The sequence below is a fragment of the Streptomyces kanamyceticus genome, from assembly GCF_008704495.1.
Taxonomy (GTDB): Bacteria; Actinomycetota; Actinomycetes; order Streptomycetales; family Streptomycetaceae; genus Streptomyces; species Streptomyces kanamyceticus.
Genome location: NZ_CP023699.1, coordinates 945,402 through 966,869, shown reverse-complemented (window position 1 = coordinate 966,869; position 21,468 = coordinate 945,402). Strand labels below are relative to the sequence as shown.

Annotated in this window: 8 protein-coding genes; 6 read left to right on the top strand and 2 right to left on the bottom strand. The window is 73.0% G+C overall.

Going from position 1 to position 21,468, the window contains the following annotated elements:
• Positions 1 to 60 precede the first annotated feature (60 nt).
• The 4 genes from CP970_RS03370 to CP970_RS03355 all read left to right on the top strand — a co-directional run bounded on the left by CP970_RS03370 (position 61) and on the right by CP970_RS03355 (position 5,536).
• A complete protein-coding gene (locus CP970_RS03370; RefSeq protein WP_055545160.1) occupies positions 61 to 918 on the top strand; it encodes a GNAT family N-acetyltransferase in 858 nt (285 codons plus the stop codon).
• Between the two features lie 108 nt (positions 919 to 1,026).
• On the top strand, positions 1,027 to 2,913 hold the full coding sequence (locus CP970_RS03365) for an ABC transporter ATP-binding protein (RefSeq protein WP_055545161.1): 1,887 nt from the start codon (positions 1,027 to 1,029) through the stop codon (positions 2,911 to 2,913).
• Positions 2,914 to 3,068: 155 nt separating this feature from the next.
• Positions 3,069 to 4,289: a metallophosphoesterase gene (locus CP970_RS03360; RefSeq protein ID WP_079043313.1), complete on the top strand. Its 1,221-nt coding sequence runs from the start codon at positions 3,069 to 3,071 to the stop codon at positions 4,287 to 4,289.
• Between the two features lie 200 nt (positions 4,290 to 4,489).
• Complete coding sequence (locus tag CP970_RS03355) at positions 4,490 to 5,536, top strand: methyltransferase (RefSeq protein ID WP_055545162.1); 1,047 nt, start codon at positions 4,490 to 4,492, stop codon at positions 5,534 to 5,536.
• On the opposite strand, the gene CP970_RS45750 is transcribed toward CP970_RS03355, so the two are convergent.
• On the bottom strand, positions 5,520 to 6,626 hold the full coding sequence (locus CP970_RS45750; RefSeq protein ID WP_055545163.1) for a bifunctional class I SAM-dependent methyltransferase/NUDIX hydrolase: 1,107 nt from the start codon (positions 6,624 to 6,626) through the stop codon (positions 5,520 to 5,522). The two genes, CP970_RS03355 and CP970_RS45750, sit on opposite strands and share 17 nt — an antisense overlap.
• A 2-nt stretch (positions 6,627 to 6,628) precedes the next feature.
• Complete coding sequence (locus tag CP970_RS03345; protein WP_055545164.1) at positions 6,629 to 7,045, bottom strand: tautomerase family protein; 417 nt, start codon at positions 7,043 to 7,045, stop codon at positions 6,629 to 6,631.
• Between the two features lie 193 nt (positions 7,046 to 7,238).
• On the opposite strand from CP970_RS03345, the gene CP970_RS03340 reads away from it, so the two are divergent.
• Together CP970_RS03340 and CP970_RS03335 are read left to right on the top strand one after the other, a co-directional pair.
• Positions 7,239 to 8,177: a LysR family transcriptional regulator gene (locus CP970_RS03340; protein WP_055545165.1), complete on the top strand. Its 939-nt coding sequence runs from the start codon at positions 7,239 to 7,241 to the stop codon at positions 8,175 to 8,177.
• A 1,095-nt stretch (positions 8,178 to 9,272) separates the two neighbouring features.
• Positions 9,273 to 21,428 (top strand): type I polyketide synthase, encoded by a 12,156-nt coding sequence (locus CP970_RS03335; RefSeq protein WP_055545166.1) that lies wholly within the window; start codon positions 9,273 to 9,275, stop codon positions 21,426 to 21,428.
• Positions 21,429 to 21,468: the final 40 nt, after the last annotated feature.

Below are 21,468 nucleotides of genomic sequence, written 5' to 3'. Positions count from 1 at the left end.
GCAGGATGCACCCGGTGCGGTTCTTCACGGCGCACCGTGTCGGATCAGAAGGGTGCAGCGATGACGGATTCGGCCCACGGGCGGCTCGTGGTCTCACGGGCGACGCTCGACGACTGGCGTGTGGTGACGGGATGGGCGGCGGACGAGGGCTGGAACCCGGGTCTTGCCGACGCCCCTTCGTTCTTCGCGCAGGACCCCGAGGGGTTCTTCGTGGGGCGCGTCGACGGTGCGCCGGTCTCCGCGGTCTCGGTGGTCAACTACGGGGAGCGGTACGCCTTTCTGGGCTTCTACCTCGTCAGGCCCGACCTGCGCGGCCGTGGCCACGGCCTGGCCACCTGGCAGGCCGGGATCGCGCACGCGGGCGGGCGGACCGTGGGCCTGGACGGCGTACCGGACCAGCAGGACACCTACCGCCGCTCCGGCTTCGAGCGGCGGCACGGCACCCTGCGCTACGTCGGCCCGCTGCCCGCCGTCGACGTGCCCGACCGGCACGTACGACCCGTCGAGGCCGCGGGGCTGCGGGCCCTCATGGCGTACGACAGCGCCTGCCTGCCCGCCGACCGGCCGCGCTTCCTGGAGTCCTGGCTCGCCGCGCCGGGGCACCGCGCGCTCGCCCGCATCGTCGACGGGCGCCTGACCGGGTACGGCGTGCTCCGCCCGGGCCGCGACGCACGGCGCGTCGGGCCGCTGTTCGCGGACACCCGCGAGGACGCCGAGGCGCTCCTGGACGCGCTGGTGGCGGAGGCGGACGGCGCGCCCGTCGCGATGGACGTGCCCGAGAGCAACCCGGCGGCCGTCGCCCTCGCCGAGGCGCGCGGCATGAAGCCGACGTTCGACACGGCCCGCATGTATACGGGCCCGGTCAGGGACTTCGCCGAGGATCGGGTCTTCGGCGTCACCACGCTCGAACTCGGTTGACCGAGGGGCTCGGAGGGGCGGACCGTCGGGATCCGGCGGCAGCCGCCCCGTCCCCCGTTCGGGAAAGGTGTTGACCTCAAGTTTGATTGAGGTCCTAACGTTCCCCGCATGAGCATGGAAACCACCGCCTGGACCCAGCTGCACAGCGTCATGAACGCCCAGCCGGACGACCGCCGCCCCTTCGCCCGTGCCACGCTGCGCCGCATCGGCGCCTTCGCGCGGCCCCACCGGCGGCGCATCTGGCAGTTCGTGCTGCTGAGCGTCGTCACCGCGCTGCTCGCCGTGGCGACCCCCGTACTCGCGGGGAACGTCGTCAACGCCATCGTCACCGGCGCCGAGTCCGGGACCGTGGTGCGCTACGCCCTGCTCATCGCCGTCATCGCGCTCGCCGAGGCGGGGATCGGGCTGCTCGCCCGCTGGCTGTCGTCGAACCTCGGCGAGGCCCTCATCCTCGATCTGCGGACCGCCGTCTTCGACCACGTGCAGCGCATGCCCGTCGCCTTCTTCACCCGCACCCGCACCGGCGCGCTCGTCAGTCGCCTCAACAACGACGTGATCGGCGCGCAGCGGGCCTTCAGCAACACGCTCTCCGGAGTGGTGGGCAACATCGTGACGCTCGTCCTCACGCTGGCCGTCATGCTCACCCTGTCGTGGCAGATCACGCTGCTCGCGCTGCTGCTCCTGCCCGTCTTCATCGTGCCCGCGCGCCGCATGGGCTCCCGGATGGCCCGGCTGCAGCGTGAGGCCGCGGCCCACAACGCCGCGATGGGCACCCGGATGACCGAGCGGTTCTCCGCGCCGGGCGCCACCCTCATCAAGCTCTTCGGCAGGCCGGGCGACGAGTCCGCGGAGTTCGCCGCGCGGGCCCACCGGGTGCGCGACATCGGCGTCCGCACCGCCATGGCACAGTCCACGTTCATCACCGCGCTCACCCTCGTCTCCGCCCTGGCGCTCGCCCTCGTCTACGGCCTGGGCGGCTACTTCGCCCTGGAGGGCACGCTGGAAGCGGGCGCCGTGGTCTCCCTCGCGCTGCTGCTCACCCGTCTCTACGCGCCGCTGACCTCCCTGGCGGGCGCACGGGTCGAGGTCATGAGCGCCCTCGTCAGCTTCGAGCGGGTCTTCGAGGTGCTCGACCTGAAGCCGCTCATCGAGGAGAAGGCCGACGCCGTACCGGTGCCCGAAGGCCCGGCCGCCGTCGAGTTCGAGAACGTCAGCTTCGGCTACCCGTCCGCCGACAAGGTCTCCCTCGCCTCCCTCGAAGAGGTCGCCTCGCTCGACACCCGCGGCGGCGAGGAAGTGCTCCACGGCCTGTCGTTCCGCGCCGAGCCGGGACAGACCGTCGCGCTCGTCGGCTCGTCGGGGGCGGGAAAGTCGACCATCGCGCAACTGCTTCCCCGGCTGTACGACGCGGACTCCGGAGTCGTACGCATCGGCGGCGTCGACGTCCGCGACCTGTCGGCCGAATCGATGCGGGCCACGCTCGGGATGGTCACCCAGGACGGCCACCTCTTCCACGAGTCCGTCCGCGCCAACCTGCTTCTCGCCAGGCCCGAAGCCACCGAGGACGACCTGTGGGACGTGCTGCGCAGGGCCCGGCTCGAAGACCTGGTGAGCTCCCTGCCCGACGGCCTCGACACGGTGGTCGGCGAGCGCGGCTACCGGCTCTCCGGCGGCGAACGCCAGCGCATGACCATCGCCCGCCTCCTCCTCGCCCGCCAGCGGGTCGTCATCCTCGACGAGGCGACCGCCCACCTGGACAACACCTCGGAGGCCGCCGTCCAGGAAGCCCTCGGCGAGGCCCTCGCGGGCCGCACCGCCGTGGTGATCGCCCACCGCCTCTCCACGATCAGGTCCGCCGACCAGATCCTGGTCGTCGAGGCCGGACGCATCGTGGAACGCGGCACGCACGAGGAACTCCTCGACCTCGGCGGGCGCTACGCGGAGCTGTACCGGACGCAGTTCGCCAAGGGCACGGAGGTCGTCGAGGCGGCCTGAGGGGGAAACGCGAGGAGAAAACGGCCCGTACCGGTACCGGCGGTAACCCCGCCCCCGGTGCGGGCCGTTTCACAAGATCGCGAAGCCCCCGGACGTCCACCAGGAGTTCATTGGTTCCCCACCAACGGCACACTCTCCCGTGAGAGAAACCTCCCATGTGCGATGACGAGTTGATACCGCCGAGCGCGGACATGACCGAGGACGAGTGGCTGCGGCGGGACCCCTCCCTGGGGGAAGGTTCCGTGGGGCAGCGGGTCAGGGAGATGCGGGCGCTGCGCCGGCGCTCCGTGCTCGGCGGTGTGGTGGCGGGGGCGGCGGCCCTCGCGGTGCTGCCGGGACAGACGCGGGCGGCCGCGGCCGCCCGCGCGCAGGAGCCGGGGAAGTTCCCACTGCCGACAGGACCGAACCGTGCGGGGGAGTACGCGGTCCTGCTCACCGGCGACGCCGGGACCGGCGAGGAGTCCCAGCACGCGGTCGCCGCCGCCGCGCGCGAGGTGTGCGAAGCGCAGGGCGTCAGCCTCGCCGTGGGTCTCGGCGACAACATCTACGAGAACGGTCCCGAGTCCGACCACGACTCGGAGTTCCGCAGCAAGTTCGAGGACCCCAACTCCGGCCTGGACATGCCCTGGCTGATGGTCCTCGGCAACCACGACTGCTCGGGCCTCATCCCCGGCAGCGGCGGCGACCCCTCGCGCGGCGACCGCGAGGTCTCGTACGCCAGGAGCTCGCGGCGCTGGTACATGCCGAGCCGCTACTACAACGTGGCGCTGCCCGCCGCCGACGGAGCGCAGAGCGACCCGCTGGTGGAGTTCTTCGCGCTCGACACCAATCCCGTCACCTCGTACGTCATGCAGACCGACCCGCACTACTACTGGAACGGTCCGTACATGCGCGACCAGCGCGCCTGGCTCGACGGCGCGCTCAAGGCGTCGCGGGCCCGCTGGAAGATCGTCCTGGGCCACCACCCGTACCTGAACAACGGCAAGCACGGCAGCGCCGGTTCGTACGACGGTTTCGTGATCGGCAACTACACCAGCGGCATCCACCTCAAGGAGCTGTACGAGGAGGTGGTGTGCGGGCGCGCCGACGCGATCCTGTCCGGGCACGACCACACGCTGCAGCTCCTGGAGCCCACCGCGCGCACCGGCGGCACCCGGCAGATCGTCTGCGGCGCCGCGGCCAAGTCCGGCGACGGCAAGGCCCACTTCAATCACCCCTCGACCTGGCAGAACTTCTCCGACCACGGCTTCATGCTGCTCAAGGTGTCGGACCGGGCGATGACCGTGGAGGCGTACACGGTCGACGTCGCGACGCGGAAGGCGAGCCTCGCGCACCGCACGCGCACCGCGACGCCGGTGGCGGGCGCGCGCGTCTGACGGCCGCGCGGGTCAGGCCCGGCCTTTCCGGAGAGGGGTTCGCGTCGCGTCCCCTCTCCGGGCGGTTCTCCGGGCGGTTCACGCGACTGGGCGAGGACCTTCGCGAGGACTCCGGATGGTTCACGCCAAAGGAGGGCGCGGGCGGAGGCTGGAATTCCGCGAGTGGGGTTTGAACCGCTTTGCGGGGTACGGATGCGATCATGACTGCGACCAGCGCACCCGGCCCCGCCACCACCACCCGCACCCCGGCCGTCGCCATACTCCGCCTGCTCGGCGGGTTCCAGATCTCCCAGGCCCTCTACGTCGCCGCCCGCGCGGGCATCGCCGACGAGCTGCGCGACGGAGCACGCCAGGTCCCCGAGGTGGCCGAGGCCACCGGCATGCGGCCCGACCTGCTGCGCAGGCTCCTGCGCACCCTCTCCGTCGAACAGGTCTTCACCTACGACGAGGACCAGGACACGGTGGCCCTCGGCCCGCTCGGCCACACGCTGTGCGGTGACACCGACGAATCCGTGCGCGACATCGCCCTCATGTGGATGGAGACCCACTACCGGCCCTTCGCCCAGCTGTGGTCCACGCTGCACGACGGGGTCCCGGCCGCCGAACGGGAGCTGGGCAAGCCCTTCTTCGACTGGCTCGGCGAGGACGCGGACCGCGTCGCGGGATTCACCTCCGCGATGGGCAACATGATGCGCGCCATCAGGCAGGACGCCCTCGACGCCATCGACCTGGGCGACGTCGAGCACCTCGTCGACATCGGGGGCGCCGACGGCACGGCCATCGCCTCCCTCGCGCGGCGTCACCCCCGGCTGCGGGGCACCGTCTTCGACCTGCCGCACGTCGTGACGGCCGCGCCCGCGACCCTTGCGGCGCAGGGCCTCGCCGACCGGATCGACACCAGCGGCGGCGACTTCTTCCAGGCCGTTCCGCAGGGGGCCGACGCGTATCTCGCCTGCTTCATCCTCCACGACTGGAACGACAAGCAGAGCACCCGCATCCTGGAACGCGTCCACGAGGCCGCCGCCCCCGGTGCGCGGCTCCACCTCGTCGAGACCGTCCTCGGCAAGGGCCCAGCGCCCGAGATCGCGACGATGCTGGACCTGACCATGATGGGCATGCTCGACGGCAGGGAACGCACCCAGGAGGACTGGCGGGCCCTGCTCGCGGGCGCCGGATTCCGGCTCACCGGGATCGTGGAGACGGCGGGTCCGATGTGTGTCGTCGAGGCGGTCAAGGTCGATTCCTGACGGCACACGTGTGCCGCTCCCCGTCCGTCCGTCGGTCCGTGTGCTCGACCACGAGGTGCCGGTGGACGGGCGGGAGGCCGGGCAGCAGCCCCGGCCAGACCGTGTCGATGACATGGGCGCTCGGGGTGAACAGGGCCTGGGCGAGCGCGGGGAGATCGCGCACCTCGTGCCACTCCCAGCGCCGGATCAGCTCCGGCTCCGTCACCCGCGGTTCGCCGGTGTGCGCGGTGACGCGGACGGCGGCGGTCACCCGGGGCATGTCGTCCACGGCGTCCATGAGGACGGCGAGCAGCCGTGCGTCGTCGGCCCCGGCCCGCAGTCCCGTCTCCTCCGCGAGCTCCCGCACCGCCGCCGCGGTGAACGCCTCCCCGGGCTCGTTCTTGCCGCCGGGCAGCTCCCACGCACCGTCGACGGACAGGCCGAGCAGCACCCGCCCCGCCGCGTCGGTGACCACGACTCCGGCGCCCGTGAGCGCGTGCGGCCGCGGCCGTCCCTTGCCGCGGAAGGCGACCCGGGCGGGGGCGGGGTCGCGCAGCACCAGGAAGGCGAGCCCCTCCGCGTCGTACCGCTGGACCTTGCCCCAGCCCGCGCACAGCACGTCGATCTCGTCCTCGTCGAGAGCGATGTCCCGCCTGCCCTCCGGCACGGCGTCCGCGACCGGCGTGATCACACACAGGGCGCCGCCGGGCCCGAGCTGCCCGCGCAGCCGGTTCAGGACCCGCGTCCGGTCGGCGACGAACGCGAGCGAGAGCCGGAACGTGATCAGGTCGTACGCCGGGTGCGGCAGAGCGGCGAGGTCGTCGCGCTCGACGTCGAACCGCAGGAATTCCACCGGGAGTTCACCGACGCCGTCGGCCGCGCTCGCGGCGGCGACGGCGGCGGGGGCGTAGTCGACCGCGTCGGTGCGGTAGCCGACCGAGGCGAGGTGGCGGGCGAGCTCCCCGAGGCCGCAGCCGACGTCGAGGGCGAGACCGCCGTCCGGGGCGGGGACGTGCGCGGCGAGCAGCTCGCGCTCGCTGTCGCCGAGCGGGCGGAACGACGAACCGTCCCGGTAGTGCGCGTCCCACTCTTCCTGCGAGGTGTATCCCACGGTCAGCTGCTCCTTGCCTCCGCGGTCCGCGACGCGCGGCGGTAGTGGTCGAGTTGGGTGATGCCGTTGTAGCCGTAGCTCTCCGGGTGGAGTTCGTGGAGGGCGACCCCGGTGAGCGGAGGCAGGAGCTCCAGTGTCTCGTGGAGCAGGGCGTAGGCCCCGGCGATGAACCGGGCCTTCTCCTCCGCGCTGTTGGTGCCCGCGGTGATGCTCACCTCCACGTGCGCACCGGTGGCGTCGCCGACCGGCAGGCCCGCGACGAAGTACTGCCCGCCGGGGACCGCGTGCAGCTGCACCGTGGTGCGGGCGGCGTCCTTGCCGAGCGCGGAGACGGCCAGCTCCGTGAGGCCCTTTGCGAGCGCGGTGCGCCGCGCGGCGGGCAGGCCGGGGTCGGAGAGGGTGACGCGGATGTACGGCATGGGTGAGGTCCTTCCGTGTGTGTGGGGTGGGGGAGTGGATGACCTTCACCCTTCCTGGTCGGCGAAGATGGGTCCAACAAAGATCATTCATGGGGGCATGAGAGGGGCTCATGACACGGGCTCACGGCATGGGCCGTGCGGAGGCCTCATACGGGAGCTCCATGACGTCGGACGGTGAAGAGGAGAGGAACACGTGGCGCTGAACCTGCCGCAGCTGCGCGCCTTCGTCGCGGTCGTCGACGCGGGCGGCTTCGGGGCGGCGGCGACGGATCTCGGGCTGAGCCAGTCCGCCGTCTCGCACGCCCTCGCCGCGCTGGAACGTGCCCTCGGCGCGCCGCTCGTCATCCGCTCGACGCCCGTACGCACCACGGCACTTGGCGACACCGTCCTGCCGCACGCCCGCGCCGCGCTCGCGGCCACCGACGCGATCGGTGACGCGGCCGCCCGGCACGACGCGGCGACGGGCGGCACGGTGCGCCTGGCGGCCACGCCCACGGTCCGCCAGGGGCTCCTTCCCGCGCTGCTGAGCCAGTGGTCCGAGCGGCTGCCCGGCGTCCGGGTCCGGGTGTTCGAGGGCAGCGGCGAGGAGATCGACGTGTGGCTCGCGGGCGGTGCCGCCGATGCCGCGGTCGTGGTCGACCCACCACAAGTCGCCGATGGTGAGGGGGAGTTGGGCACTCTCCTGCGAGTCGACGCCTTCTTCGCCCTGCTGCCGCTCGACCACCCCTTGGCGGGCGAGCCGTGCGTGCGTGTGGGGGACCTCGCCGACGACCCGCTGATCCTCTCGCCCAACGGCTGCGAACGGCACATCCGTGTCATCCACCGGCTCGCGGGCGTGGCGTACTCCCTCGCCCACCGCGTACGCGACCTCGGCACGCTCATCAGCATGGTCCAGGCGGGTCTCGGCGTCTCGATCCTGCCGGAGGTCTCACGGCCGCTGGTCCCCGATGACCTCGTGCTGGTGCGGGTCGTCCCGCACCACAGCAGACGGCTCGTCCTGACCGGTCCTCGCGAACGGCCTTGGCTGCCCCCGGTGCGGGCACTGGTCGACGCGGCCGCCCGAAGCGGGCGGTATACGGATCCCGGGAGCGGCGGAGCGGGCGCGGCGAGTCCGGAAGTGCCCGCCTTCTGAGAGTGGGTACGCGTTGACCGCATGCCCTCTTTCCCGGTATCGCGGACGCGAAGCTTACGCGGGGTAATGCCTGATCGCGGCGGAGCGGGTGATTCGCACCGGCATACCTGACGGCTCGTCCGTTGTGTACGGCGGCCGCTGCGACCGCTAAATGAGAAGTGGCATTCCGCTTTTGATAACCACCGGCGGATTGGGTGGAACGGGCCCTGCCCGCCCCGATACCGTTGGGTCAGCCGCAGGGCACGGGTCGCGCTATCAACTCGTTTTCCGTGGCCCGCCCGTGCAACCAGTCGGGCTTTTTGAGCATCTTCCCTTCATCTCTGTATCGAGTCCGGCGCCCGCGCAAGGCCCCTGGGTCCATGGAGTCCACGTAAAGGGCGGACTAAGGCTCGGTGGCTCGCGAGGCGGTGTTTCCCCGTACCCCACACGTCTATGACTCCATTGGCCTTCTAAATGTCATGGCCGCTTCATGTCGGCACCGTGCTGCCGTGGCGTGAACACCGTGTGAACTGCGACACGTCCCCCTGTGAGTCGTTTTCGGCCTGCCAGGCAATGGGTTCTCGCCAATTGGAGGGGGGGAAGGGTGGCGCATTCCTGGGGCCTGCTTGGCGTATTTCTAACGGTCTCATGACGGGCAGGTTTCGGTGAATGCGCTTGCTGTTAACTTTCTGGCCGCTCGGCGTGCGCCTGACCCCATGGGTCGTACAGGAAGGGACTCGTGACCGTTAGGGCATGACCGTTGTTCGAAAGGGCATCGGCCTTAACGCGGCCCTGACACCGCTGTGAGCTGGAAGTTTGTATGGTAGTTCCGCGCGCATGTGTGTCGTTGTTGGTGCGCGTTCGTCCTGGGGTGTGCATTGCCCGCCCGAGAGTGTCGAGTCAACGCGGCAGGCCGCACTCGGACGGAAAAGTCCTTGGTTGACATTTTCTGGAGCACTGGTCTTGACTTGCGATTGTTGTCGCGGCGGATTGGCTGAGAAATGCGCGAAGTCAATTCAGGCCAGTCATGTATGTGTCATGCATGGGTTCATGCATGCGTTCGGTTCTAGTGAGACGACTGACGAGGGCAGAACTGTCATGTGCGAATTGGCGCGAGTGGACACAGACACTGTCGCCGTCATCGGAGTCGCACCCGCGGCGCCGGTACGGGCGGAAGCGGACGCGGGGGCACTGGCCGAGCTGACCGGCGTGCCGCTGCCCGCGGGTCGTACGGCCGAACTGGAGTCGGCGTGGCGGGCCTGTGAGGACGCGGGCATCGGCGCCGACGACCGGGCAGACATCGATGTCTATCTGGCTGCCGACACCGCCGAGGTCGACACCGCTGAGGTCGACACCGCCGAGGACGGTGCGGCAGCGGCGAGCGACGGCGCAGCCGAACTGGCGGGCGCGCTCGGCCTCTTAGGCCGTTGCCTGACCACGCACGACCCCGTCGCCGAAGCCGTCGCCGCCCTGCGGTCCGGTGAGCGGACCCTCGCCCTGGTCGGGGCGGACGGCGCCTTCGCCGTCCTGACCCGAGCGGACGCCCGGCGCACCGAGACCTTCGCCTACCGCATCGCCTCTCACCACGACACCGACCACGCCCAGCGCGCCGGGGTCCCCGCCCTGGTCGAGGCCGCACAGCTCGCGGGACGCCCCGGGCCCGGCCGCACCGCGCAGGACGGACCCGCAGTCCCGGTCCCGCTGTCCGCGCACAGCCAGGACGCACTGCGCGCACACGCCGCCGACCTGCACACACTGCTGCACGCCGAGCCCGGACTGCCGCTCGTCGACGTCGCCTACTCCCTCGCCACCACCCGGCCCGCACTCGGCCGCCGCGCCGTGTTCGCGGGCGGAGACCGCGAGCGCCTCGCCGCCGATCTGCTCGCCTTCAGCGAGGGCGGCCTGGCCCTGCCGGGACTCGCGACCGGACATCTCTCCCGCGCCGCCGCGGTCGACCCCGCCTTCGTCTTCCCCGGGCACGGCCCGCAGTGGCTGGGCATGGCCGAGGAACTCCTCGCCGTGTCACCGCTGTTCGCCGAGCATCTGCACGCCTGCGTGGACGCCCTCGCGCCGCACCTGGACCAGCCCGTCCTCGACGCGCTGCGCGGCACCGCGGACCCGGCGTCCCTCGACCGTCCCGACGTGGGACAGCCCGCGCTCTGGGCCATGATGGTGGCCCTTTCCGAGGTGTGGCGCTCCTGGGGCGTGCGGCCCGGCGCCGTGATCGGCTCCAGCTTCGGTGAGATCACGGCCGCGACCGTCGCGGGCGCGCTGTCCGTCGAGGACGGTGCCCGCGTCGTGGCCCACTTCGTCAAGGCACAGGTGCGGCTGCTCGAACGCGGTGTGATGGTCTCCGTCCTCGCCTCCGCCGACGAGGTGCGCGAGCGGCTCACCCGCTACGACGGACTCGACCTGGCCGCCGTGCACGCCCCCGGCTCGGTACTGGTCTCCGGCGCCGAGGACGAGGCCACCGAACTCCTCGCCGAACTGGCCGCCGACGGCGTCAGAGCCAGAAGCATCGCCATCCGCATCGCGGCACACAGCCGACAGGTCGACTCCGTGCTCGACGGCATGCGCGCCGACCTCGCCGGGATCACCGCACGCCCGTCGGACGTGCCGGTCTACACGGCCACCACGGGTGCGAGGGTCGACCCGCGCACGCTCACCGCGGACCACTGGTGCCACAACCTCCGCCACACCGCGAACTTCGAGAGCGCCACCCGCGCCGTCCTCGCCGACGGACACCACCTGCTCCTGGAGCCCAGCCCGCACCCCGTCCTCACCAGGGCCGTGCAGGAGACCGCGGAGGACGCGGGCGTCGAGGCGACCGTCGTCGGCGCGCTGCACAGGGACCGCGGCGGCGTCGACAGCCTGACCGCGGCGCTCGGCGAGCTGCACGCGCACGGCGTACTCCCCGACTGGGAAGCCGTGTTCGACGGCCGGGAAGCGCGCGCCGTGCCGCTGCCCGCCTACCCCCTGCACGCGGCCCCCGCGGCCGCCACCGTCCCGTCGCTCGCCGACCGGCTCGCGGCCGCACCCGACCGCCACGCCTTCCTGATCGACCTGGTCCGCGCGCAGGTCACCGCCGTCGTCGGCGGGACCGCGGTGTCCGAGGCCGAGACGTCCGATGCCGATGCCGACGCCGACGCGGACACGCTGCTCCTGGCCCTCGGCATCGACTCGGCGGGCGCGGTGACCCTGCGGAACCTGCTGAACGCGGCCACCGGGCTGACCATCTCGGTGTCCGCCGTGTTCGACAACCCGACGTGCCGGGGCCTCGCCGAGCACATCGACCGGATGCTGACCGGCGCACCGGCCGACGACGACGAGACGGCCGCCTTCGCGGCCGCCGGTGACGACGAGCCGATCGCCGTCGTCGCCATGGGCTGCCGCCTGCCCGGCGGCGTACGCGGCCCCGATGACCTGTGGGCGCTCCTTTCCGAGGGCGGCGAGGGCATCACGCCGTTCCCCACCGACCGTGGCTGGGACATGGAAGGGCGCTACGACGAGGACGCCGAGCGGCCCGGCGGCTACTACCAGCGCGAGGCCGGATTCCTGCACGACGCCGACCAGTTCGACCCGGAGTTCTTCGGGATATCGCCGCGCGAGGCGCAGGCGATGGACCCGCAGCAGCGGCTGCTCCTCGAGGTCGCATGGGAGTCGGTCGAGCGCGCGGGCATCGACCCGGCACAGCTGCGCGGCAGCCGCACCGGCGTGTTCGTCGGCGCCATGACGATGGACTACGGCCCCCGCCTTCACGAGGCGTCCGAGGACCTGGCGGGCTACCTCCTCACCGGCAACACCGCGAGCGTCGCGTCCGGCAGGCTCTCCTACACGTTCGGATTCGGGGGCCCCGCGCTGACCATCGACACCGCGTGCTCCTCCTCGCTCGCCGCCCTGCACGTGGCCGTGCAGTCGCTGCGGCGCGGCGAGTGCCCGCTCGCGCTCGCGGGCGGTGTCACGGTCATGCCGTCACCAGGCATGTTCGTCGAGTTCAGCAAGCAGCGCGCGCTCGCCCCCGACGGACGGTGCAAGGCGTTCTCCGGCAGCGCGGACGGCTTCGGCCTCGCCGAGGGCGCCACGATGGTGGTCCTGGAGCGCCTGTCCGACGCGCGGCGCAACGGACACCCCGTACTCGCCCTGATCAAGGGCACCGCGATCAACCAGGACGGCGCGTCCAACGGCCTCACCGCCCCCAGCGGCCCCGCGCAGCGCAAGGTCATCCGGCAGGCACTCGCCAACGCGGGCGTATCGGCCGCCGAGGTCGACGCCGTCGAGGCGCACGGCACCGGCACGCGCCTGGGCGACCCGATCGAGGCGGACGCGCTCCTCGCCACCTACGGCCAGGAGCACCCCGCGGACCAGCCGCTGCTGCTCGGCTCCGTGAAGTCCAACATCGGTCACACGCAGGCGGCTTCGGGCGTCGCGGGCCTGATCAAGATGGTCCTCGCGCTGCGGCACGGCGTACTGCCCAAGAGCCTGCACATCACCGAGCCCACACCGCACGTCGACTGGACGTCCGGCGCGGTGTCACTGGTCACCGAGACCACGCCGTGGCCGCAGGTCACGCGCCCCCGACGGGCCGCCGTTTCCTCGTTCGGCATCAGCGGCACCAACGCTCACGTGATCCTTGAGCAGGCACCCGATGAGGTAGCGGCCGAGGAGCCTTCGGCGTCCGGACCGACTCCGTTGGTGCTCTCCGCCCGCACGGAAGACGCGCTGCGTGCGCATGCGGGTCAACTCACCTCCGTTGCCGGTCAGTTGGGATCCGCGGGTGTGGCGGATGCGCTGTTGTCGCGGTCGGTGTTTGATCACCGGGCTGTGGTGGTGGCGGGTGGTGTGGATGCGTTGGCTGCGGTGGCGCAGGGTGTTGAGTCGGCGCGTGTGGCGGTGGGTGTGGCGCGTCCCGCGGGCAAGGTCGCGTTCGTGTTCCCGGGTCAGGGTTCGCAGTGGCTGGAGATGGGGGTGGCGCTGGCGGAGTCGTCGCCGGAGTTCCGGGCTTCCATGGATGCGTGCGCGGAGGCGTTGGCGCCGTATGTGGACTGGTCGTTGTGGGATGTGCTGTCCGATGCTGAGGCGTTGGAGCGCGTGGATGTCGTGCAGCCGGTGTTGTTCGCGGTGATGGTGTCGCTGGCCGGGTTGTGGCGTTCGTACGGTGTCGAGCCGGATGCCGTGGTGGGTCACAGTCAGGGTGAGATCGCTGCCGCGCATGTGGCGGGCGCGCTGTCGCTGGAGGATGCGGCGCGGGTTGTGGCGTTGCGCAGTCAGGCGATTCTGGCTCTGTCGGGTCAGGGCGGGATGGTGTCGTTGGCGGTGACGGTCGAGGTGGCGCGTGAGCGGATCGCGCGCTGGGAGGGCCGGATTTCCGTCGCGGCGGTGAACGGTCCCGGTTCGGTGGTCGTGGCGGGTGACGCGGATGCTCTGGATGAGCTGATGGAGTCCTGTGCCGCCGATGACGTACGGGCTCGTCGGGTTCCTGTCGACTACGCCTCCCACTCGCCCCATGTCGAGCGCATCCAGGCGGAGTTGGCGACCCTCCTCGCCGGAGTCGAGGCCAGACCCGCGCAGGTGCCGATGCTCTCCACCGTGACGGGGGAGTGGCTGACCGGGACCGAGGTCGGCGCCGAGTACTGGTACCAGAACCTGCGGCACACCGTCCGCTTCGAGGACGCCACCCGTGGCCTCCTTGAGCACGGGATCGGCACGTTCATCGAATGCAGCCCCCACCCCGTCCTCACCTTCGGGGTGCGCGAGACGCTGGACGCGACGGGCCGTGACGCCATCGTCGTCGGCACGCTGCGCAGGACCGACGGCGAGCTCGACCGGTTCCTGCTGTCGGCCGCCGAGGCGTACGTCGAGGGCCTGCCCTTCGACTGGCGCGCCCTGGTGCCCGCAGGACGACATGTCGACCTGCCGACGTACCCCTTCCAGCGCAAGCGCTACTGGCTCGACGACACGGCCCGCCCGACGGCGGCCGCCGACCCGGCACTTGAGGAGTTCTGGGCTTCCGTGGAGCGCGGCGACCTCGCCGCGACGCTCGACGTTCCCGCCGACGCGCCGCTCACCGATGTGCTTCCGAGCCTGGCCGACTGGCGTCGGCGCAGGCAGGAGCGGTCCGCCGTCGACGCATGGCGTCTGAAGGTCACCTGGCGTCCGCTCGCCGCCACCGGCACACCGGTCCTGACCGGCACCTGGCTCGTGGTCGGCGCGCCCGCCGAGGCGGCACACCCGTGGCACACGGCCGCCGTCGACGCCCTGCGCGCCCACGGCGCCGACGTCCTCGAAGTCGACGGATCCGTCGAGTCGCTGCGCGCCCTTGATGTCGTACCCAGCGGCGTACTGTCCCTGCTGGCCCTGGACGAACGGCCCGACCCCGCGGCGCCCGACGTCCCGAGCGGTCTCTCCGGCACGCTGGCGCTCGTGCGGGCCCTCGGCGACGCCGGGATCGCCGCGCCGCTGTGGCTGGCCACGACGGGCGCGGTGTCCGTCGGACGCTCCGACCCGCTCACCCACCCGACGCAGAGCCAGGTCTGGGGCCTCGGACTCAGCGTCGGCCTCGAACACCCGGACCGCTGGGGCGGCATCGTCGACCTGCCCACCACCCCCGAGGGCAGGTCGACAACGCGCCTCGCCGCCGTGCTCACCAGCAGCGGCGACGAGGATCAACTGGCGGTCCGGGCCTCCGGTGTCTCCGTACGACGGCTGACCCCGGCCCCCGCGCCGGTGGCCGCGCCCACCTGGCGCACCACCGGCACGGCACTCATCACCGGCGGCACCGGCGCCATCGGCGGACACGTCGCTCGCTGGCTCGCGGCCAACGGCGCCGAGCACATCGTCCTGACCAGCCGCAGCGGAGCCGGGGCGCCCGGCGCGCGCGAGCTGGCCGACGAACTGACCGCACTCGGCGTACGGACCACCGTCGCCGCCTGCGACGCCGCCGACCGTGCCGCGCTCGCCGACCTGTTCGCGCGGCTCGACGCCGAAGGCACCCCTGTCCGCTCGGTGTTCCACGCCGCGGGCGTCGTCGTGTCCAAGACGCTGGCCGACACGGACACCGCGGACCTCGCCCACGCCCTCGCGGCCAAGGCCGTCGGCGCCGCCCACCTCGACGAGCTGTGCGCGGGGCGCGACCTCGACGCGTTCGTCCTGTTCTCCTCCGGATCCGCGGTCTGGGGCAGCGGCGAACTCGGCGCGTACGGCGCCGCCAACGCCTACCTCGACGCCCTCGCGCAACGCCGCCGCGCCGCGGGACTGCCCGCCACCTCGGTGTCCTGGGGCATGTGGGCCGGCGAGGGCAAGGGCATGGTCACCGACGACCTGGACGGCCAGCTGCGCCGCAGGGGCCTGCGCCCCATGCGGCCCGCGCTCGCCGTCGACGCGCTCGCCACCGCCCTCGCGGCGGACGAGACGACCCTGACGGTCGCCGACGTCGACTGGCCCCGCTTCGCCCCCGGTTTCACCGCGGCCCGCTCCCGCCCGCTGATCGGCGAGATACCCGAGGTCGTGGCGCTGGCCGAGCAGGACGAGGCGGAGCAGCCCGCCACGGGCGGCGCCCTGGCCGAACGCCTGAGCGGGCTCAACGAGGCCGACCAGCACCGACACCTGCTCGACCTGGTGCGCGGCCACGCGGCCGCGGTCCTCGGCCACGAGGGATCCGAGTCCGTCACGCCCGACCGGGCGTTCCGCGACCTCGGCTTCGACTCCCTCACCGCGATCGAGGTCCGCAAGCGGCTCAACACCGCCACCGGCACGCGGCTGCCCACGACCGTCGTGTTCGACCACCCGACGCCGGAGGCGCTCGCCCGCCACCTGCACACCGTGGTCCTCGGCGAGCGAGCCACCGCCGCACAGGCCGGGACCGCGGCCCGCGACACCGACGAGCCGATCGCCGTCGTCGCCATGAGCTGCCGCTTCCCCGGCGGCGTGCGCGGACCCGAGGACCTGTGGTCGCTCGTCGCCGAAGGACGCGACGCCGTCGGCCCCTTCCCCGACGACCGGGGCTGGGACACCGACCGCCTCTACCCGGCCGACGCGGCGGCCCAGGGCCGCAGCCGCACGCTGGAAGGCGCCTTCCTCGACGACGCGGGCGGGTTCGACGCGAACTTCTTCGGCATCGCCCCGCGCGAGGCCCTCGCGATGGACCCCCAGCAGCGGCAGATCCTCGAACTGGCCTGGGAGGCATTCGAACGGGCGGGCGTCGACCCGACGTCGGTGCGCGAGAGCCTCACCGGCGTGTTCGTCGGCGCGTCCCCGCAGAGCTACGCGGGCAGCCTGGCGCAGGCCACGCCCGAGATGGACGGCTACCGCCTTACCGGCGACGCGATGAGCGTCGTGTCCGGCCGCATCGCCTACACCCTCGGCCTGCGCGGCCCCGCCGTCACCATCGACACCGCCTGCTCGTCCTCGCTGGTCGCCCTGCACCTCGCGGTGCAGGCGCTGCGGTCGGGGGAGTGCACGATGGCCCTCGCGGGCGGCGCGGCGATCATGGTGACGCCGACGCCGTTCGCCGAGTTCAGCCTCCAGGGCGGCCTGGCCCCCGACGGCCGGAGCAAGCCCTACGCCGACGCCGCCGACGGTGTCGGCTGGGGCGAGGGCGCGGGCCTGATCCTCCTGGAGCGCCTCTCCGACGCCCGCGCCAACGGCCACGAGGTCCTCGCCGTCGTCCGCGGCTCCGCGATCAACCAGGACGGCGCGTCGAACGGCCTGTCCGCGCCCAGCGGCCCCGCGCAGCAGCGCGTCATCCGCGCGGCACTCACCAACGCGGGCCTGACCGCGCCGGACGTCGACGCCGTCGAGGGCCACGGCACGGGCACCCGGCTCGGCGACCCCATCGAGGCACAGGCACTGCTCGCCACCTACGGCCAGGACCGCCCCGCCGAACGGCCGCTGCTCCTGGGCGCGTTGAAGTCGAACATCGGCCACACCCAGGCCGCGTCGGGCATCGCGGGCGTCATCAAGATGGTGCAGGCGATGCGACACGGCGTACTGCCGCGCACCCTCCACGTCGACCAGCCCTCCCAGCACGTCGACTGGACGACCGGCGCCGTGGAACTGCTCGCCGAGCAGCGGCCGTGGCCGGAGGTCGGCAGGCCCCGGCGGGCCGCCGTCTCCGCGTTCGGCGTCAGCGGCACCAACGGCCACGTCATCCTCGAACAGGCCGAAGAGGTCCAAGAGGTCCAAGAGGTCCAAGAGGTCCAAGAGACCGAACCCGTAGCCCCCGCCGAGCCCGATGGGCCCCTCGGCTGGGCGCTGTCCGCCCGCGACACCACCGCGCTGCGCGCCCAGGCCGCCCGCCTGGCCGCCACCGTGGACGAGCGGCCCGAGCTCTCGCCGGTCGACGTCGCCGCGACGCTCGCGGCAGGACGGGCCGCGCTGGACCACCGCGCGGTCGTCCTCGGCACGAGCGCGCCCGAACTGCGCGCCGGACTCGACGCGCTGGCCGAAGGCATCGACGCCCCCACCGTGGTGCGCGGCGCCCCCGACGGCGGCAGGCTCGCCGTGCTCTTCGCCGGGCAGGGCTCCCAGCGCATCGGCATGGGCCGCGGCCTGTACGCGACGCAGCCCGTGTTCGCCGACGCGCTCGACGAGGTGTTCGCCCACCTCGACCCGCTCCTCGCGAGCCCGCTGCGCGACGTCGTCTTCGGCGAGGACCAGGAAGCCCTCGACCGCACCGAGTACGCGCAGCCCGCGCTGTTCGCCGTCGAGGTCGCCCTGTACCGCCTGTGGGAGTCGTGGGGCCTGACGCCCGACGCGCTCGCGGGCCACTCGATCGGCGAACTGGCCGCCGCGCACGTCGCGGGCGTCTTCTCGCTCCCCGACGCCTGCGCGATCGTCGCCGCCCGCGGCGCGCTCATGCAGGCACTGCCCGCGGGCGGCGTCATGGTCGCCGTGCGGGCCACCGAGGACGAGATCGCGCCCGAGTGCTCCGAGCACGTCGGCATCGCCGCCATCAACGGTCCGGACTCCCTCGTCCTGTCCGGCAGCGCGGAGCAGGTCCTCGGCCTCGCCGACCGGCTTCAGGCACAGGGCCGCAAGGTCACCAGGCTGCGCGTCAGCCACGCCTTCCACTCGCCGCTGATGGAGCCGATGCTCGCCGAGTTCCGCCGCGTCGTCGAGGGCACCACCGCCCACCCGCCCACGCTGCCGATCGTGTCCACGCTCACCGGCGCGCCGGTCGGCGCCAGCGAACTGGCCTCGCCCGACCACTGGGTACGGCATGTGCGCCAAGCCGTGCGGTTCGCCGACGGCGTGACCGCGCTCGTCGCGCAGGGCGTGACCACCATGGTCGAGGTCGGACCCGGCGGCGCGCTCTCCGCGATGGGCCAGGACAGCGCCCCCGACGCCGTGTTCGTCCCGTCGCTGCGCTCCGAGGCTCCCGAGCCGGACGCGCTGACCCGCGCCGCCGCACACCTGCACGTCCGGGGCGCGGGGATCGACCTGACGGCCGTCCTCGGCGGCCGCGGTAGCAGCGTCGACCTGCCCACCTACGCCTTCCAGCACGACCGGTACTGGCTGACCGCCGCCGTCGCCCCCGCGGGCGACGGCGCGACCACCGCGCTCGGCGTCGCCGCGGGCGAGCACCCGCTGCTCCGCGCCGCCGTCGCGCTGCCCGACTCCGACGGCGTCGTCCTCACCGGCAGGCTCTCCACGCGGGCCCAGCTCTGGCTCGCCGACCACGGCGTCGGCGGCCGGGTGCTGTTCCCCGGCACCGGATTCCTCGACCTCGCCCTGCACGCCGCGGGCCACTGCGGCCTCGACACCGTCGAGGAACTGACCCTGCACGCCCCCATGGTGCTGCCCGAACGCGGCGGCCTCGCCCTGCGCGTCACCGTCGGCGCCGAGACCGAAGAGCGGCGCGGCATCCGGGTCCACTCGCGGGCCGAGGACGCCGAGCGGGACGAGCCGTGGACCGAGCACGCCACCGGCACGCTCACCACGGGTGACACCCCGCCGGCCGAGCTCACCGTCTGGCCGCCCAAGGGCGCGACACCGATGGACGTCGACGACGTCTACGACCGTCTGACCGAACTCGGCTACGGCTACGGGCCCGTGTTCCGCGGGCTCCGCGCCGCCTGGCGCCTCGACGCCGACGCGTACGTCGAGGTGGCCCTGCCGGAAGGCACTGGTGGCGACGGCTTCAGCGTGCACCCCGCGCTGCTCGACGCCGCCCTGCACGCACCCGGGTTGCGCGCCTTCGAGGAGAGCGGCGGCGGCCCCCGGCTGCCGTTCAGCTTCACCGGGGTGCGGCTGCACGCCGTCGGCGCTTCGACGCTGCGGGTGCGCTGGTCGCCCAGGGGCCAGGACGACATGTCACTGACCATCGCGGACCCGGCGGGACGGCCCGTGGCGAGCGTCGAATCCCTGGTCATGCGACCGGTGGAGCTGCGCGGACTCGCATCGCGGACCGCCGAATCGCTGCTCGCCCTGGAGTGGACGCCCGCCGAGGCGACCGGGGAGAACACGCAGGGCCTCGTCGCCGTGCTCGGCGACGGCGATCACGACGGTCTCGGCGTCGACGCCCCCACCGTCCCCGACTTCGGCGCGCTCGACGGCGTACACGACCTGCTCGCCCCCTGCCCGCCGCCGTCCGGCGACGAAGCCGAGGCCACCCGCGAGGCGACGGTGTGGGCGCTGACACTCGCCCAGGAATGGCTCGCCGACGAGCGGACCACAGGCACCCGCCTGGTGTTCGTCACCCGCGGCGCGGCCGACCCCGAAGCGCCCGACCCCGCCCAGGCCGCCGTGTGGGGCCTGGTGCGCTCGGCACAGACCGAGAACCCCGGCAGGTTCGCCCTGGTCGACCTCGACGGCACCGAGGAGTCCGCCCGCGCCGTACCCGCCGCGCTCGGCACCGACGAGCCTCAACTCGCCCTGCGGGAAGGGAAGATCACGGTCCCGCGGCTCACCCGCGCCCGCACTGACGCCCCGCGGCCCGAAGACACCTGGCGCCCCGACCCGGACCGCCCGGTCCTGGTCACCGGCGGCCTCGGCACCCTGGGTACACTGGTCGCCCGCCACCTGGTCACCGAACGGGGCGTACGCGACCTCGTCCTGGCCGGACGCAAGGGCCTGGCCACCGAAGGCGCGGCGGAACTGCGCGACGAACTCGCGGCCCTCGGCGCCCGGGTGACCGTGGCCGCCTGCGACGTCGCCGACCGCGCGTCCGTGGCGGCGATGCTCGACTCGCTCGACGCGCCCCTCGGCGCGGTCGTGCACACGGCGGGCGTCGTCGACGACGGCGTACTGGAGTCCCTGACGCCCGACCGGGTCGACCGCGTGTTCGCCCCGAAGATCGACGGCGTGCTGCACCTGGACGAACTGACCAGGGATGCCGACCTGTCCGCGTTCATCGTGTTCTCCTCCGCCGCCGGACTCCTCGGCAGCGCGGGCCAGGCGAGCTACGCGGCCGCCAACGCCGCGCTCGACGCCCTCGTACTCCGCCGCCGGGCCCTCGGCCTGCCGGGCGTCTCCCTGGCGTGGGGCATGTGGGCGGCCGCGAGCGGCATGACGGCGGGGCTCGACGAGGGCGACCGGGCCAGGCTCGGCCGCTCCGGAGTCCTCGAACTGCCCACCGAGGACGCGCTCGCGCTCCTCGACGCCGCGGCCGACGACGACCGCGCCGTCCTCGCACCGCTCCGCCTCGACACCACCGCGCTGCGCGCACAGCTCGCGGACGGCACCCTGCCGCCCCTGCTGCGCGGCCTGGTCCGTGCCCCGGTCCGCCGTGCAGCGACGGCACCCCCCGCCGACACCGTCCCGTTCGCCGACACCCTCGTGGGCCAGACCGCGCAGGAACGCGAAGAGACGGTCCTGAACCTGGTGTGCGCCCAGGTCGCGGCGGTGCTCGGCCACACCGCGGGCACCGAGGTCGAGCCGGGCCGCGGCCTGAAGGACCTCGGCTTCGACTCGCTGACCTCGGTGGAACTGCGCAACCGGCTCACCACCGCCACCGGCCTCCGGCTGCCTTCGACGCTCGTGTTCGACCACCCGACGCCCGCGGCCATCGCCCGGCACGTCCTGCCCCTGCTCGCCCAGAACGGGACCGAGCCGGACACCGACGTGCTCGACCAGCTCGACCAGCTGGAGAACGTCCTGTTCGCCCTCACCGACGACGGCGCCGTCACCAAGGCGGACCTGCGCCTGCGCGCCCTGCTCGCCCGGTGGAGCGAAACCCACGCCGGTGACCCGGACGAGGACGCCGAGTCCGACCTCGCGTCGGCCACCGACGACGAACTCTTCGGCTACCTCGACAACGAACTCGAGACCTCGTGAACGCGCAGAGCCGCGCCGATCTCGTCTGCACCGCTTTAAG

Excerpts from the sequence above, each read along its gene's own strand:
- CP970_RS03370 (WP_055545160.1), top strand. The coding sequence starts at position 61 with ATGACGGATTCGGCCCACGGGCGGCTCGTGGTCTCACGGGCGACGCTC.
- CP970_RS03365 (WP_055545161.1), top strand. The coding sequence starts at position 1,027 with ATGAGCATGGAAACCACCGCCTGGACCCAGCTGCACAGCGTCATGAAC.
- CP970_RS03360 (WP_079043313.1), top strand. The coding sequence starts at position 3,069 with ATGTGCGATGACGAGTTGATACCGCCGAGCGCGGACATGACCGAGGAC.
- CP970_RS03355 (WP_055545162.1), top strand. The coding sequence starts at position 4,490 with ATGACTGCGACCAGCGCACCCGGCCCCGCCACCACCACCCGCACCCCG.
- CP970_RS03345 (WP_055545164.1), bottom strand. The coding sequence starts at position 7,045 with ATGCCGTACATCCGCGTCACCCTCTCCGACCCCGGCCTGCCCGCCGCG.